This is a genomic window from Streptomyces sp. SCA2-17, assembly GCF_044336695.1.
On record NZ_CP117521.1, the window covers coordinates 6,312,654 to 6,327,854 of the forward strand.

Below are 15,201 nucleotides of genomic sequence, written 5' to 3' on the forward strand. Positions count from 1 at the left end.
GCACCGGAATGCGTCAGCCGGCCGGCCGGCCGCCGGGGACCCGCGCCGGCGCGCGGAGCAGCGCCGTCAGGCGTGCGGCCGACGTACCCAGCCCGGTGAGGGTGCCCACCGGCGGCGCGGAGAGCACCTGGCCGGCGCCCTTGTGGCGCAGCAGGTCCTCCTCGCGGTAGCGCCGGCATTCGCGGTGCCAGTTGAGGATCCCGGCCATCCAGTCCTGGAGCTCCTGCGCGTACTGCATGAGTGCCGCCCGCTCCTCCTCACCGAGGCCGAAGTCCTCGGAGAGGACCGGCAACTGGTGGGTGACCACGTGCTGGAACTCCCGCATCCGCGAGGCCTGGAGGTCGCTGACGACGGCCAGCGCCTCCTCGCGCCCGCAGTCGAAGAAGTTCTCCACGACCAGGACGGCGTTGTGGACCTCGCCCTCGAACTGGATCTCCTTCTGGTACGAGAACATGTCGTTCATCAGGCAGGCGTAGTCCATGGCCGCGTTCTCCATGGCCTGGACCGGCTGCGAGCGGTAGATCTCCGGCGGCAGCGCAGCGCCGAGGCCGTTGCGGCACAGCGTCAGGGTCATCTCCGACCCGAAGGTGTGGCGGCGCATCTCGATGTAGTCCACGGGCTCGGGGACGCGGTGCTGCTTCTGGTTCCACAGCTCCCAGAGCCAGGCGTCGAGCATCGTCCCGACCGCGGTGCGCAGGCCGGCGCGCTCCTCCCCGCTCATGGCCCCGGTCGTGCGCGCCCACAGGTCGGCCAGCCCGAGCTCCAGGACGTGCTCCGGCCGCGGGGTGACGGGGGAGTCCACCGGCATGAACAGCAGCAGCCGTTCCGTGCACGCCTGCGCCGCGGCCATGCCGGCCGCCCCGGTCCGCCCGCCGAAGACCGCTGGGTAGTAGTCGTCGCCGTACGTGCCCCAGGTCAGCCAGTCCGTCGCCAGGTCGAGCTCCTCGGCGGTGCCTCGCGGGTGGAGTCCCGCGGCGCACAGGGCGAAGTCGTAGTCCGCGAGCTTCTCTTCGGTCCACAGCCCGGAGCCGGGGAGGGCCGGGTCGGGGGCCAGCATGCCCATGCGGTGTCCCCAGGCGAGGTTGTTGCGCCGCGAGGCGTCCAGGCCGGGATTGAGCCGCAGCCGGTACGGCATGGGGAAGTCCGGCAGCGGCAGGTGGCCCACCGCCTGGAAGGGCACGTGCGTGTGCTTGCGGATCCGCGCCGGCGCCGTCGCCACCACCGAGGCGAACTGCCGGGCCGCGGAGGTGCCCAGCCCGAGCGGCCCGCCGAGCAGGGCCCCGGGGGCGTTGACCGCGCCCGGCGGGGCGTCGTTCATGTAGCGGCTGGAGCGCATGTGCCACTCGTGGCCGCCGGATTGCCAGTCCTGGAGCCCCTTGACGTAGGCGAAGACGTCGTGCCGGGCCTGCGGATCCAGGCCGTGCAGCTCGAAGAGCGGGGCGAGTTCGGTCAGGGCGGTGTGCTCGAACTGCTGGAGCCGTGATGTGAGCCAGTCGTTGACGGTGTCGGCGGCCTCCTGGGTGCCGCAGCCCAGGAACCGCTCCAGCACCAGGACGGCGTTGGCCAGCTCGCCCTCGCTGCCGGTCTCCCGCTCGTACGAGAAGAGGTCGTTGCGCAGGTGCACGCCGTCGGCGAAGGTGTCCCTGAGCACGCGCATCGGCCGGCTGCCGGCGATCGCCTCGGGGACCTCGGCGCCCACCGCGAACTCGACGAGGCCCGCCGACCAGGGGGCGCCGCCCACCTTGCGGCGCATCTCGATGTACTCGACCGGGTTGGCGACCCGGCCCTCGTTGATGTTGGACAGCTCCCAGACCGACTCGTTGAGCAGGTGCCGCGTGCTCTCGGTGAAGCGGCGGCGCCAGTCCTCCGACATCGCCGGGGCCGTGCGGGCCCACAGATCCGCCAGGCCCGCCTCCACCGGATTGGTGGGCTCGGGGGTCTCACCACCGTGCAGGGGCATGAAGGCCGGCAGCCGGTCCAGATAGGCCTTCGCGCCGGCCATGTCGCCGGTGCGCTTGAAGACGTCGAGGAAGTGGTCGTCGAAGAAGAACACCCAGACGTACCAGTCGGTGACGAGGTCGAGCACCGGGCCGGAGGCCTCCGGATGGGTGTACGCGCACAGCAGGGCGTAGTCGTGCGCGTCCAGATCCGCCGCGTCCCAGATGCCGGAGCCCTCCAGCATGTTCATCTCGCGGGCCCAGGCCCTGGAGTGCTCCCGGGCTCCTTCCAGATGGGGGTTCAGGCGCGCGGGATACGGCATGTAGAAGGAGGGGAGTTCGAAAGGGTGTGACATGGCCGCCCACGCTAGTTCGCGCACCCCGGGTGGGTAGATCGGAAGGTCATATTTCCCCTCAATGAGGTGAAAGTCGGAGCCGCTCCGCATAAGGATCTTGAGATCGGTGCCGCCGCTTCCGTGCGGGACGGCGCGCGGGCGCACGTCGTCCCGCACGGTGACCGCCGCACTACCTTGCGTACCGAGATCTGTTCGGCCCGCGTAATGTCGGCCCCATGGGCGATGAAGCGCTGCAGAAGGACGTACTGGACGAGCTGGGCGAGGACCGCATCCAGGAGCTCGCGGGGGAGCTCGGCACCGACGCCGAGGGGGCGACGCGGATGGTGCGGGAGACCGTCGCGGCCCTCCCCGACGAGCTCACCCGGGAGAACGGAGCGGCCCCCGCCGGCGTGGCCGGCCTCGGCGGGTTCGGCGGTCTCGGCGGCCTCGGGCAGGGGCCGGGCGGCGGCCCGGGCGGCGGGCTGATGTCCGGTGTCCTCGGCAGGATCACCAAACCCGTCGCCGAGACCGTCGCCAAACGCACGGGCCTGCCGGCCGCCCAGGTCGCCCGGGCGCTCGAACTGCTCCTGCCCGTCGTCATGACCGCCATCGCCAAGCGCCGGGGAAGGAAGCGCTAGACCGCACCGCCCGCGGGACGGCCGCCGCACCGCCGCGGCCGTCCCACCGGGCGGCCGCCGGCTCCGGGCCCGGGACGGCGGGCGGCTCCCCGCGGCGGACCCGGCCGGCGCACGGGGCAGCTCGCATAACATCGTGCTGTATCCCGGCCCCGCACAGGGGCCGCCGCCGCAGCCGACGATGGAACCCCGAGTGCCCCGATCCGCCCGCCCCGACGCCGGGAGAGCCGTGCCGCGCCCGCCTACCGCGCCCCGCAGGCGCGCCCTGCGGGCGCTCGGGGCGCTGGCCACGCTGGCGGCGGCGGTGACCGCGGTGGCGGGGTGCTCCAGCGCGGGCGAGCCGGTCGGCGCCGGGCGCACGGCCCCCGCCTCCGCACCCTCCAGGCTGTGGCCGCAGGCGACGCCCGCGCCCTCGCCGAGCGGGCCGCAGCACGACGGCGAGACGGCCGAGAAGGTCCCCGGCGTCGCCCCCGTCCCCTCCGGTGACATTCACAAGCTGGATGCGTACGCCCTGGTCAAGGCCGAGGTCGCGGCCAACCGCAAGGCCTCGGGGGCCGACGCCCTCGACGACGCCACCGCCGCCAAGCTGGCCTCCTCGTGCTCCGCCGCGCGCCAGGAGCGGGCCTGCCCCATGCGCAAGCCCGTCTACAGCGACCTCACCGGCGACGGCCGCGACGACCTCGTCGTCGGCATCGAGATGGAGGACCACTTCCTCTCGCTGCGCGCCTACACCCTGGTCAAGGGCGAGCCCACCCGCGTCCTGTCGACCATCGCCCAGCCCTCGTCCATCGAGGTCGCCGGCCGCGACCTCATCGTCTGGGAGCCCTGGACGACCCCGCACTACGCCCTGCGCTCGGTCTACACCTGGAACTCCCAGACCCACTACATGGACTTCCGGCGCTACGAGATCCGCCGCGCCGAGACCCCCGCATCCTCCGGCACCCGGCGCGACCGCAAGGGGCGCCCGTGACCGCCACCCGGCCGCGGGGCCTGCGCGCCCGGCTCCGCAGACTCTCCCGGCTCGGCTCGCTCTACGGGAAGTTCACGCTCTTCCTCGCCGTCGTGTGCTGCGTCGTCGCGACCGTGCTCGGCGTCCTCGTGCACGTCATCGTCACGCGGCAGACCGTCCACCAGGCCCGCTCCGAGGCCCTCGCCCGGCTCGACTCCGCCACCCGGGCCTACGCGTCCGGCGACCCCATGCACCACCCCGCCGCCCTGAACCCGCCCGACCTGCCGCGGCGGCTCCAGGAGATGGCGCTGCGCGGCGAGCGCGGCACCGCCCTCGGCGACCACGACGGCGCCCCCACCATGTGGGCCGCCGGGCCCGCCGACGCGGGCGTCATCACCGCCCGCTTCGACTACCGGCACAGCAAGGACACCATCGACGGCCTCGACCGGGCCATCGCCGGCTCCGCCACGCTGGCCATCGGCGGCACCCTGCTCATCGGCGTCTTCGCCGTCTCGAGGGTCACCCGCCGGCTGCACCGCACCGCCGACGTGGCCCGCCGCATCAGCGCCGGCGACCTCGACGCCCGCGTCGCCGACCCGCGCACCACGCGGCCCGCCCGCGAGCAGGACGAGGTCGCCGCCGTCTCCGCGGCGCTCGACGCCATGGCGGGCACCCTGCAGGCCCGGCTCCAGAGCGAGCAGCGCTTCACCGCCGACGTCGCCCACGAGCTGCGCACCCCGCTCGCCGGCCTCCAGGCCGCCGCGGACCTGCTGCCGCCGGGCCGCCCCACCGAGCTCGTGCGCGACCGGGTGCAGACCCTGCGCCGCCTCACCGAGGACCTGCTGGAGATCTCCCGGCTCGACTCGCTGACCGAGCAGGCCGACCTCGACGCGCACCTGCTGGGGCGGCTCGCCGAGCGGGCCGTGCGCGCGTCGGGGCTGGAGGCCGAGGTCCACGTCGTGCGGGACGCGTGCGTGGAGACCGACCGGCGCCGCCTGGAGCGGGTGCTGAGCAACCTCCTCGCCAACGCCCACCGGCACGGCCGCCCGCCCGTCGTCGTCACCGTCGACGGCCCGGTCGTCTCCATCCGCGACCACGGCGAGGGCTACCCGGACTACCTCCTCGAACACGGCCCGCAGCGCTTCCGCACCGAGCCGACGCGCTCGGGCGCCAAGGGGCACGGCCTGGGCCTGACCATCGCCATCGGCCAGGCCCGCACCATCCACGCGGAGCTGACGTTCGCCAACGCCCCGGGCGGCGGAGCACTGACCACGCTGACGCTGCCGGAGTACGAGGAGAGCCCGGGGGAGCCGGAGTAGAACGCGGCCCGGCCGGCCACGGCGTGCGCCGCGCTCGGCGACCTGCCCGGCGCACCCGGGAACCCCTGCCGGGGCCGGTGTAGCCTCGCCGCATGCCGCCGCACCCCCGCCGCCCCCGGTCGTGGCCCTCGGCCCTCGTCGAGGAGCGGGCCCGCCCCGAGCGCATACGGACACGCCCCGGGGGCTGGCGGCTCGCCGTGGCCACGGTCTGCTTCGGCGCCTTCATGGGCCAGCTCGACGCGAGCATCGTCACCCTCGCCTACGGCGGGCTGCGCAGCGAGTTCCACGCCTCGCTGGCCGCCGTGGAGTGGGTCTCGCTGGCCTACCTCCTCACGCTCGTCGCCCTGCTGGTGCCGGTGGGCCGGCTCGCGGACGCGCACGGCCGCAAGCTGTTCTACCTCTACGGGTTCCTGGTCTTCACCCTCGCCTCCGCCGCCTGCGCGCTGGCCCCGTCCCTCGGCGTCCTCGTCGGGTTCCGGGTGCTGCAAGCCGCCGGGGCCGCGATGATGCAGGCCAACAGCGTGGCCCTGGTCACCACCAGCGCCCCGCGCGAGAAGATGCGCGCCGCCCTTGGCGTGCAGGCCGCGGCGCAGGCCCTCGGGCTCGCCCTCGGCCCGACCGTGGGCGGCGCCCTGGTGGCCGGGCTCGGCTGGCGCTGGGTCTTCGCGGTCAACGTGCCCGTCGGCGTCGCCGCCCTCGTCGCCGGCCGGTACCTGCTGCCCCGCACCCGTACGCGCAGCCCCGTGGCCGGTGCCGACCGGCTCGGCCCGGTGCTCCTGGCGGTCTCGACCACCGCGCTGCTGCTGGGCCTGTCCATGCTCTCCGGCCTGTCCGTGCCCGCCTGGGCCGTCGCCGTCCTCTTCGCCCTGTCCGCGGCCGCCGCCGGGGGCTTCGCGCTGCGCGAGCGCCGGGCCGCCGTCCCGCTGGTTGACCCGGCCCTGCTGCGGCGCCGCGCCGTCTCTACGGGGCTCGCCGGAGCGCTCGGCGCCTACCTCGTCCTCTTCGGCCCGCTCGTGCTCGTACCGGTCGTGCTGACCGGCGCCGGCTCCTCCGAACTGCACGCCGGGCTGGTCCTGACGGCCCTTCCGGCCGGCTTCGCCCTGGCGGCGACCTGCGCGGACCGCGTGCTGCCCGCGGCCCTCGGCGACCGGGCCCGGTGCCTGCTGGGCGCGGCCGTCGCGGCCGCCGCCCTGGCCGCGATGCTCGCCCTGCCGCTCGCCGCCGTACCGCTGGTGCCGCTCCTCGCCCTCCTCGGCCTGGGCCTCGGGACCTTCACGCCCGCCAACAACGCCCTGGTCATGGGGGCGGTCCCGGCCTCCGCCTCGGGCACCGGAGGCGGGCTGGTCAACATGGTCCGCGGCCTCGGGACCGCCCTCGGCATCGCCCTGGTCACCCTCGCCCTGCACCTCTCCGGGGCGGCCGGGCCCCACCGGGCCGTCGCCGTCCTGCTGGGTGCCGCGCTCCTCGTGATCGCCGCAGCGGCGCTCGGCCCGGCGACACGCCGTGGACCGGACCGTCCGTCACCCGGACGAGCCGCACGAGGCGCCGGACGCTAGCGGGACAAGTACCGTCCGCGGCATGAGGTCCGTACTCGCACCCTCCCTCTCCCTCCCCCTCGCCGCCACCCTGCTGGCATGCGGTCTCACCGGCTGCGCGAGCCGTGACGAGGCGGCAGCCCGGCCGGATCTGACCCGCTATTACGACCAGGAGATCTCCTGGGAGCCCTGCTCCCGGGAGCAGGACAGGACGGTCAGGGACGAGACGCGGGACGCCGGCCGCACGGCCGAGTGCGCCCGCCTCACCGTCCCCTACACCTATGACGACCCCGGCAAGGGCGAGCTGCGGCTCGCCCTCATGCGCTACCCCGCCGCGGACCGCGACCACCGCCTCGGCTCCCTCGTCGTCGGCTTCGGCGGGCCCGGCGTGTCCGGCCTCGGGCAGCTCGGCGCCCGTGGCCCCGACGGCTTCAGCAAGGCGGCCGGCCGCTACGACCTCGTCGCCTTCGACGCGCGCGGCGCCGGCGCCGCCTCCCCGGTCCGCTGCGGCACCGGCGACGGCCTCCCGGAAGCCCCCCGCAGCCGCGACGACGAGGACGGCCCCGACGCCGCCGCCGAACTCGCCGACCGCGTCGACGACCGGGCCAAGGCCCTGCGGGACTGCGCCGAGCGCACCGGGCCCGTCCTGCCGTACCTCGGCACCGCCCACGCCGCCCGCGACCTGGACGTGCTGCGCGCCGCCCTCGGCGAGGACAGGCTGAACTACCTCGGCTACGCGCACGGCACCCGGCTCGGCGCCGCCTACGCCCACCGCTTCCCGCACAAGGTCGGCCGCATGGTCATGGACAGCGTCGACGACCCGGCGCCCGACCTGCGCAAGAACGCCCTCGCCCGCACCGCCGCCTACCAGAAGGCCCTGCGCCACGCGGTGGAGATCTGCACCCGGCGCGGCGACGAGGACTGCATCCTCGGCTCCGACACCGACCGCGCCATGGACAGCGTCACCGCGGCCTTCAACCGCCTCGACGAGCACCCGCTGCCGTGGGTGGGCGGCCGCACCCTCGACCGCGAGGCCGCCGTCACGCAGACCATGGGCCTCCTGCGCTCCCGCGTGGGCCTGCCCGAGGCCCCCAACCTCCTCGCCGCCATCGTCCACCGGCTGCGCCCCGGCGAGGCCGCGCACATGGCCCAGGAAGCCGTCGCCCGCGCCGGCGGCAAGGACGCCGGCGACCGCGACGGCGCCGGGGCCGCGGCGGCGGGCGTCAACTGCGCCGACACCAGGAGCCGTTACACCGCCGACCAGGTCGCGGCCGCCTACGACGACTTCGTCGAGGCGTCCCCGGTCTTCGGCCCCGCCCTGGCCGCCGGCATGGCCGTGTGCACCGGATGGCCGCAGGCCGGGGACGACGCCGCGCACGACGTCGCGGCCCCCCGCGCCCCGAAGATCCTCCTGCACACCCCCGAGTTCGACCCCGCGACCCCCGTGGCGTGGCTGCGCCGCATGGCCCGGGCCCTCGGCCCGTCGGCGGTGACCATGACGGACGCGGGCGGCGGGCACGGCGTCTACGGCTCCTCGGACGCCGACTGCGTCAACGAGAAGGTCGACGCGTTCCTCCTGGAAGGGAAGCTGCCGGCCGACCGGACCCGGTGCACCTGACGCCCCGACAGATCGCTGACGCGGATCGGTGCTCCATTGGAGGGGAGTGACGGCCGGGCTGATGCGGCACGCCCGGCCCCCGGGCAGGCATCAGCCCGTGGGGGCGTCACCCAACGAATGGAGTGTGCAGGATGCGTATGGGACACCGGTTCACGGCCGCAGCGGCAGCCCTCGTCCTGGCGGCGGCACCGGCAGGCGCCGCGCTCGCCTGCGACAAGGGGCACGAGACGGGACGCAAGTCGGAGGACACGGCGGAGACGAAGCCGGCGAAGCCGGCGAAGAAGCCGGGGATGAAGCCCGGGAAGATGACGGAGCCGAAGGCGGAGACCGACGGCGCCTTCCTCAAGGCGGCCCACCAGGCAGGTCTGGCGGAGATCGCCATGAGCAGGGACGCCAGGAAGAACGCCGTCATGCCGTGCGTCAAGAACACGGCCGAACTCCTCGTCAAGGACCACACCCGGATGGACAAGGAGATCCGGGAGCTGGCGCGCCGCCTGAAGGTCACCCTGCCGGTCGAGACCTCCGAGCAGCGCAAGTCGCTGCGGGACTTGCGGAGGAAGGCGCACAAACGGGAGTACGACACGCTCTGGCTCAAGGCCGCGGAGGCCGGGCACGTCCAGGCCCTCGAACTCCTCGACGCCGAGATCGCGGGCGGCAAGAACGCCGAGGTGCGCGAGGCGGCCCGCATGGCGAGACCCATCGTCGCCGGTCACCTGACGAAAGTGCAGGTGTGCCAGAAGGAACGCTGAGGGGCCGCCGGCCGCGGGCCGCACCGGCGCTCAGCCGGCCGCGGCCAGCGGCTGCTCGGCCCAGATCGTCTTGCCGTCCGGGGTGAACCGCGTCCCCCACCGCTCCGTCAGCTGCGCCACCAGGAGCAGGCCCCGGCCGCCCTCGTCCGTCACCCGGGCCCGGCGCATCCGCGGCGATGTGCTGCTCGCGTCCGACACCTCGCAGATCAGCGAGGCCCGTTCGCGGATGAGCCGCAGCCGGATGGGCGCGTAGGCGTGCCGTACGGCATTGGTGACGAGCTCGCTGACGACCAGTTCGGTGGTGAACCCCAGCTCCTCCAGCCCCCAGGCCGTCAGCTGCTCGGACGCGAACTTGCGTGCGTCGGCGACCGTCGACCGCTCGGCCGGCAGGTCCCAGCTGCGCACCTGCGAGGCGTCCAGCGCGCGCGTACGGGCCAGGAGCAGCGCGACGTCGTCCGCGGGCCGCTCGGGCCTGCGCGGCAGGAGCGCGTCCAGGACGGCGTCGCAGGTCTGTTCCAGGGGCGCGGCAGGCCCCGAGAGCGCCGCGCGCAGCCCCTCCAGGCCTGCCCCGATGTCGTGGTCGTGGCCCTCGACCAGCCCGTCGGTGTACAGCGCGAGGAGGCTGCCCTCCGGCAGGTGCAGCTCGGTGGACTCGAAGGGCAGCCCGCCCAGGCCCAGCGGCGGCCCGCCCGGGATGTCGAGGAAGCGCGCCGCGCCGCCGGGCGTCACGAGCACCGGCGCGGGGTGGCCCGCGCGCGCCAGGACGCAGGAGCGCGACACGGGGTCGTAGACGACGTACAGGCAGGTCGCGCCCGTCTCCCGGACAGTGCCCGGCGCCCGCTCCGCGGCTTGGTCCTGGGCCAGCTGGACGACCAGGTCGTCGAGGTGGGTGAGCAGCTCGTCGGGCGGCAGGTCGAGGTCGGCCAGGGTGCGTACGGCCGCCCGCAGCCGGCCCATGACCGCCGACGCCTGGAGCCCGTGGCCGACGACGTCGCCGACGACGAGCGCCACGCGGGCGCCGGACAGCGGGATGACGTCGAACCAGTCCCCGCCGACGCCCGCCTGGGCGCCCGCCGGCAGATAGCGCGAGGTGACCTCGACCGCCGCCTGCTCGGGCAGCCGCCCCGGCAGCAGGCTGCGCTGGAGCGTCAGGGCGACCGAGCGCTCCGCGGCGTACCGGCGGGCGTTGTCGACGCACACGCCGGCCCGCGCCGCGATCTCCTCGGCGAGCAGCAGGTCGTCGGCGTCGAACGGCTCGGTGCCCGGGCGCCGGACGAACAGGGCGACGCCGAGCGGCGTGCCGCGGGCGCCGAGCGGGACGACGAGCACGGAGTGCGCGCCACCGGGGTCCGGAGAGCCGGAGGACGCCGGGGCGGCGGAAAGGCCCGCGCCGTCGCGGAGGTCCCGGCTGCCGGGAGCGGCCGGGCCGGTGGAAGGAACGGTTCCTCCGGTGCCGTCCGCCCAGGCTCCGATCGTCGCCGCATCCGCGCGGTGCAGTGAGGCGCGGCCGGACGCGAGGGCTTCGGCGGGCGGGGAATCCGGCGCGTACGAGAAGGCGCCCGGCGGGCCCGCGGGGAGGCCGTCGCGGCCGGGGCGCACGGCCGCCCGGCGCAGGACGGCCCCGTCCGGCTGCCCGTCGCCGTCGGAGGCCGCTGCGGCCGGGTCGCCGCTGTGCAGGACGGCGTCGAGCAGGTCGACGGTGACGAGGTCGGCGAAGCCGCCCGCGGTGAGGTCCGCGAGCTCTTCGGCGGTGCGCCCGACGTCCAGGGTGGTCCCGATGCGGGCGCCCGCGTCGTTGACCATGGCCAGGCGCTCGCGGGCGCGGTGCGGCTCGGTGCGGTCCAGGGCCGCTATCGACACGCCCTGGACGCGGCCGTCGCCGTCCTTGAGAGGGGTGAAGAACGTCGCCCAGGCCCGCTCCCGGGACTGCCCGGGCGCTCGGAAGAACGTGTCCGTGCGCAGCGCCTCCCCGGTGCGCAGCACCTCGGCCATGAGCCGGCCGAACTCGTCGAAGGGGGAGCCCGGGAAGATCTCGGTGAGCTGCAAGCCCAGCATGGCCTCCTCGGGGCGGCCGGACAGGCGCAGCATCTCGCTGTTGGCGCCGGTGAGCCGCAGGTCGCGGTCGTAGACGGCGGTGGCGATGGGGGACTGGACGTACGCCCACTCCTTGAGCGCCGCGTCCTTGCGGGCCGCGTCCGCGAGCACCGCGTCGGGCGCGGCCTCCGGCCCGGTGGCGCCGGCGGCCTCCGGTGCGGCCCCGAGGAGCACCCACTGCACGCGGCCGTCGCCCTCCGGGCAGGGGTGTGCCCGTACGGTCACCCGCACGGCGCCCCCGTCGCGGTGACGGGCCGTGAGCACGCCGCTCCAGGGCGCCGAACGCGTGAGCGCCCGGAGGGCCGGGCCCGGCAGGGGCGCGGCCAGGAGGGCGGCGGCGGGGCGCCCGACGACCTCGCCCGGCGCGTGGCCGAGCAGGTGCCGGGCCGCGGGGCTCCACAGGGTGACGGTCCCCTCCGCGTCGACGGCGGTCATGGGGACGGTCGCGGTGGGGGAGTGGGGGTCGGCATACGCGTGCATCGGCGGTCATCCCGTTCGGCGGGCGCGTGCGGCCGGTCCGCCCCGCCGCCCGCATAATTCAGGCTGTAGCTATCTTTCCCGCCCGAACCGGCACTGAAGCATCTATCTCTGCCCGAACTGCCGCGGATCCCGGCGGGATCCCGGGGGTGGTTCCCGCGGGGTCCCGGCCGAGGCCAAAGCCGGTGTATCGGCCAATGAAGTCCCGGGGTGCGTAGCCCTGCTGCAGCCGCTCCCGTCCGTCGTTCGGCGGGGGTCGGCCCGTATCCGATGGGGTATCAGTCGGTCGTATCCGGAGAAAATCGGCCGGGGCCCGGCCGGGTTGCTACGGAATTGAGACAGGCCTGGTCATGCCCCGCCCTGCCCGCATGACATCCTGAGCCGTCATGAGTTCTGCCGGACGGGATCGGCGGATGTCCGGGGATTACGAGGATGCACCAATGAGACTCTGCTTCCTGGTGGAGGAGCAGTACCGGCACGACGGCATGCCGGTGGACGTCATCCGCCAACTGAGGTCCTGGGGTCACCGGGTGGACGTGCTCAGGCCCGGCGGCTCGCTCCTCAAGCTCTCCGACACGGTCGCCGCCGGCCGCCACGACGCCTGGGTCCTCAAGACGGTCTCCGGCGGCCCCGGCCTCACCCTGCTGGAAGCCGCGGCCGGCGCCGGCCTCACCACGATCAACGACGCGCGCGCCATCCGCGGCGTACGGGACAAGGTGCTGGCCGCCGTGACCGCCGAGCGGCACGGCCTGCCCGTGCCCGTCACTTACGCGGCCCTGCGCATCGAGGAGTTCGCCGAGGTCCCCGAGGCCGCCTACCCGCTCGTCGTCAAGCCCGCCGACGGCAGCTCGGGCCGCGCCGTGCGCCTCGTGCCCTCCCCGGACCGGCTCACCGACCCGGCCTCCCGGGACGAGCGTCCCGACGGCGGCATGCTGATCGCCCAGCCGTACGTGCCCAACTCCGGCACCGACCTCAAGGTGTACTGCGTCGACGGCCGGCTCTACGCCACCGAGCGCTGCTCGCCCCTCCACCCCGACCAGCCCGCCGTCGAACGGCAGGTGCCGCTCGGCGCGGAGGTGGCCGCCATCGCCGCGCGCGTCGGCGAGGTCTTCGGCCTCGACCTGTACGGCGTGGACGTCGTCCTCGGGCCCGACGGCCCGGTCGTCGTCGACGTCAACGACTTCCCCAGCTTCCGCCAGGTCCCCGACGCGGTCGCCCGCGTGGCGTGGGCGATCCTGCGGCTCGCCGACGCGGGGGGCGAGCGCCCGCTGCCCGCGGCGGACGCGCTCCCCGGCCACGCCTCCGCCGCGCTGCCCCTCGGCGGTGCCACGGGCGGCGACGCATGAGGATCGGCCTGCTCACCCCGTTTCCCGGCCACCCGCTGCTCGCCGCCGCCACGGCGCTGCTGACGCCCCGCCACGACGTGGTCGCGCTGGACCCCGCGAACGCGGCCGACCCGGCGGCCGGCGAGCTCGCCGACGTCTACCTGCTCAAGACCCGCACCCCGCGCGCCCTCGCCTTCGCGCGCCGCCTCGAAGAGCGCGGCGCGCCCGTGCTGAACTCGGCCGCCTCGACCGCGCGGGTCCAGGACCGGACCGCCATGGCCGAGGTCGCCCTGGCGGCGGGCCTCCCCTTCGTCGCCACCGCCACCGAGCCGTCCCTCGCGGGGCTGGCCACGCGCGGCGATTTGTCGTACCCCGTCGTGGTCAAGAGCCGGCACAGCCGCCGCGACGACCTGGTGGCCCGGGTCGACGACCCCGTGCGGCTCGCCGTGCTCGCCGCCGAGTGGGGCGACGAGCCCGTCGTGGTGCAGCGCTTCACGCCCAACGACGGCTGGGACCACAAGCTGTGGGTCGTCGGCGAACAGGTCTTCGCCGGCCTCCGCCGCTCCGAACTCGCCTCCCCCGCCGGCACGGGTACGGAGTCCCTGCCCACGGATCGCCTGCCGGCGGGCTGGCTGGACGTGGTGCGCCGCGTCGGCGAGGCGTTCGCCCTGGACGTGTACGGCGTCGATCTGTTGGACGTGGCCGGAACGCCCCTGATCGTGGACGTCAACGCCTTCCCGGGCATCCGAGGCCAATCCGGCGCGCCGGAGGCGCTGGCGGCCTTGACCTTGCACACGGCACGGGGCACCCACCGCGCCCGCACGACGCCAACGGCCCAACCGGTCAGCTGACCACGGGCTGGGGGCGGGCTCCATTCCGCCGCGACGGCGAGGCGGCCGGGGGTGCCGTACGGCGTGATGTGTGCGGGGCACCGCCGGTCACCCCGGTGGGGGCGGGCCGCCGCGGCGGCGGATTTATGGGGGCCGGCCCCCCAGGCCTGGCGGGGACGGCTTCGGGCCGCGCACTCCATTCCGCCGCGACGGCGAGCAATCGTCGGCGAGGCGGTCGGCGGTGCCGAACCGCCTGATGAGGGTGGCCCTGGGCCGCGCATTTCTTCCGCCGCAGCGGCGAGCAACCACCGGCGAGGTGACCGGCGGTGCCGTGCGGCGTGATGTGTGCGGGGCACCGCCGGTGAGGCCGGTGGGGGCGGGCCCCCGCGGCGGCGGGTTCATGGGGGCGGGCCCCCATGCCTGCTGGGGGCGGCTCTGGGCCGCGCGCTTCATTCCGCCGCAGCGGCGAGCAACCACCGGTCACCCCGCCAGGTGCCGGCCGCGCGCCCGGTGGGCCGTGCCGGTTCGCGCGAACTCGCGCCCGTGGGGGACAAGGGGATTCGACTCATCCGTCCCAGTTGTCCGCCCTGTCACAACACGCGGGCCGAGGCCCGCCCGCCCGTGACCCGTGGCCGCGGCAGGCGTTGACCCGGCCAGATCAGTCCTCATGCAAACGGGGCTGCCGAAGGCCGTACGACGATCCCACCCGGAGCGCCGGCGGGCCCGGGCCACCGCGTCGGCGGAATCCGCGCGGCGCCGGAGACCGGGCTACCGACCGCCGTCCGCGCGGGCCGTCGCGGCCCTTCCGACCGGCGGCCGTCTCTCGGCGCGAATCCGCGCTGTGACGGCGGGAGACGGCCGCCACACCTTCGTGAGGGACACCGACGCCGAGGTGAGGGAACCCGCATGAGCCTGCTCCGCAAGATCCGTGAGACCGGCCGGGTGGCCGAGGACGCCCCGCCCCGCCCGGCGGGCGACCCGCCCCCCGGCGCCGCGGAACTCGCCGGCTCGGCCCACGTGCGCTGCATCGACGCCGGGTCCTGCAACGGCTGCGAGATCGAGATCGCGGCGGCCTTCGGCCCGGTGTACGACGCCGAGCGCTACGGCGCCCGCCTGGTGGCCTCGCCCCGCCACGCCGACGTGGCCCTGGTGACCGGCGCCGTCACCCGCAACATGGCCGAGCCGCTGCGCCGCACCGTCGCCGCGATGCCCCGCCCCCGCCTGGTGGTCGCCGTGGGCGACTGCGCGATCGGCTGCGGGGAGTTCGCCGGCGGCCACGGCGTGGAGGGCGCGGCGGGGGACGTCGTCCCCGTGGATCTGCTGGTGCCGGGCTGCCCGCCGGAGCCGGAGCGGATCGTGGCGGCGCTGCGCGTCGTGACCGGCCGGTGAATCCGTACG

11 protein-coding genes are annotated in these 15,201 nt (G+C 75.4%); 9 read left to right on the top strand and 2 right to left on the bottom strand.

Going from position 1 to position 15,201, the window contains the following annotated elements; genetic code table 11:
* Positions 1–13: 13 nt before the first annotated feature.
* Positions 14–2,293, bottom strand: a complete 2,280-nt coding sequence (locus tag PS271_RS28020; RefSeq protein WP_398385694.1) for a terpene synthase family protein — start codon at positions 2,291–2,293, stop codon at positions 14–16.
* Positions 2,294–2,508: 215 nt separating this feature from the next.
* Here PS271_RS28020 and PS271_RS28025 point away from each other — a divergent pair, with 215 nt between their 5' ends.
* The 6 genes from PS271_RS28025 (at position 2,509) to PS271_RS28050 (ending at position 9,077) form a co-directional block, all read left to right on the top strand.
* Positions 2,509–2,910 (top strand): DUF937 domain-containing protein, encoded by a 402-nt coding sequence (locus PS271_RS28025; RefSeq protein ID WP_398385696.1) that lies wholly within the window; start codon positions 2,509–2,511, stop codon positions 2,908–2,910.
* A 226-nt stretch (positions 2,911–3,136) separates the two neighbouring features.
* Positions 3,137–3,877, top strand: coding sequence for a hypothetical protein (locus PS271_RS28030; protein ID WP_398385698.1), 741 nt, complete (start codon positions 3,137–3,139; stop codon positions 3,875–3,877).
* On the top strand, positions 3,874–5,175 hold the full coding sequence (locus PS271_RS28035) for an ATP-binding protein (RefSeq protein WP_398385700.1): 1,302 nt from the start codon (positions 3,874–3,876) through the stop codon (positions 5,173–5,175). The genes PS271_RS28030 and PS271_RS28035 overlap by 4 nt, the downstream gene beginning before the upstream one ends.
* A gap of 92 nt (positions 5,176–5,267) precedes the next feature.
* Positions 5,268–6,731, top strand: a complete 1,464-nt coding sequence (locus PS271_RS28040) for an MFS transporter (protein ID WP_398385702.1) — start codon at positions 5,268–5,270, stop codon at positions 6,729–6,731.
* A gap of 22 nt (positions 6,732–6,753) precedes the next feature.
* Positions 6,754–8,328, top strand: coding sequence for an alpha/beta hydrolase (locus tag PS271_RS28045; protein ID WP_398385704.1), 1,575 nt, complete (start codon positions 6,754–6,756; stop codon positions 8,326–8,328).
* A gap of 131 nt (positions 8,329–8,459) precedes the next feature.
* Positions 8,460–9,077 carry a DUF4142 domain-containing protein gene (locus PS271_RS28050; protein WP_398385705.1) on the top strand — a complete coding sequence of 206 codons (618 nt, stop codon included), beginning with the start codon at positions 8,460–8,462 and terminating at the stop codon, positions 9,075–9,077.
* A gap of 30 nt (positions 9,078–9,107) precedes the next feature.
* On the opposite strand, the gene PS271_RS28055 is transcribed toward PS271_RS28050, so the two are convergent.
* Positions 9,108–11,651 (bottom strand): SpoIIE family protein phosphatase, encoded by a 2,544-nt coding sequence (locus PS271_RS28055; protein ID WP_398385707.1) that lies wholly within the window; start codon positions 11,649–11,651, stop codon positions 9,108–9,110.
* A gap of 437 nt (positions 11,652–12,088) precedes the next feature.
* Between PS271_RS28055 and PS271_RS28060 the strand changes: the two genes are divergently transcribed.
* The 3 genes from PS271_RS28060 (at position 12,089) to PS271_RS28070 (ending at position 15,192) form a co-directional block, all read left to right on the top strand.
* Positions 12,089–12,994, top strand: a complete 906-nt coding sequence (locus PS271_RS28060) for an ATP-grasp domain-containing protein (protein WP_398385708.1) — start codon at positions 12,089–12,091, stop codon at positions 12,992–12,994.
* Positions 12,991–13,824, top strand: a complete 834-nt coding sequence (locus PS271_RS28065) for an ATP-grasp domain-containing protein (protein WP_398385709.1) — start codon at positions 12,991–12,993, stop codon at positions 13,822–13,824. The genes PS271_RS28060 and PS271_RS28065 overlap by 4 nt, the downstream gene beginning before the upstream one ends.
* A gap of 885 nt (positions 13,825–14,709) precedes the next feature.
* Entirely contained in the window at positions 14,710–15,192 is a 483-nt protein-coding gene (locus PS271_RS28070) for an NADH-quinone oxidoreductase subunit B family protein (protein WP_120756265.1), read from the top strand.
* Positions 15,193–15,201: the final 9 nt, after the last annotated feature.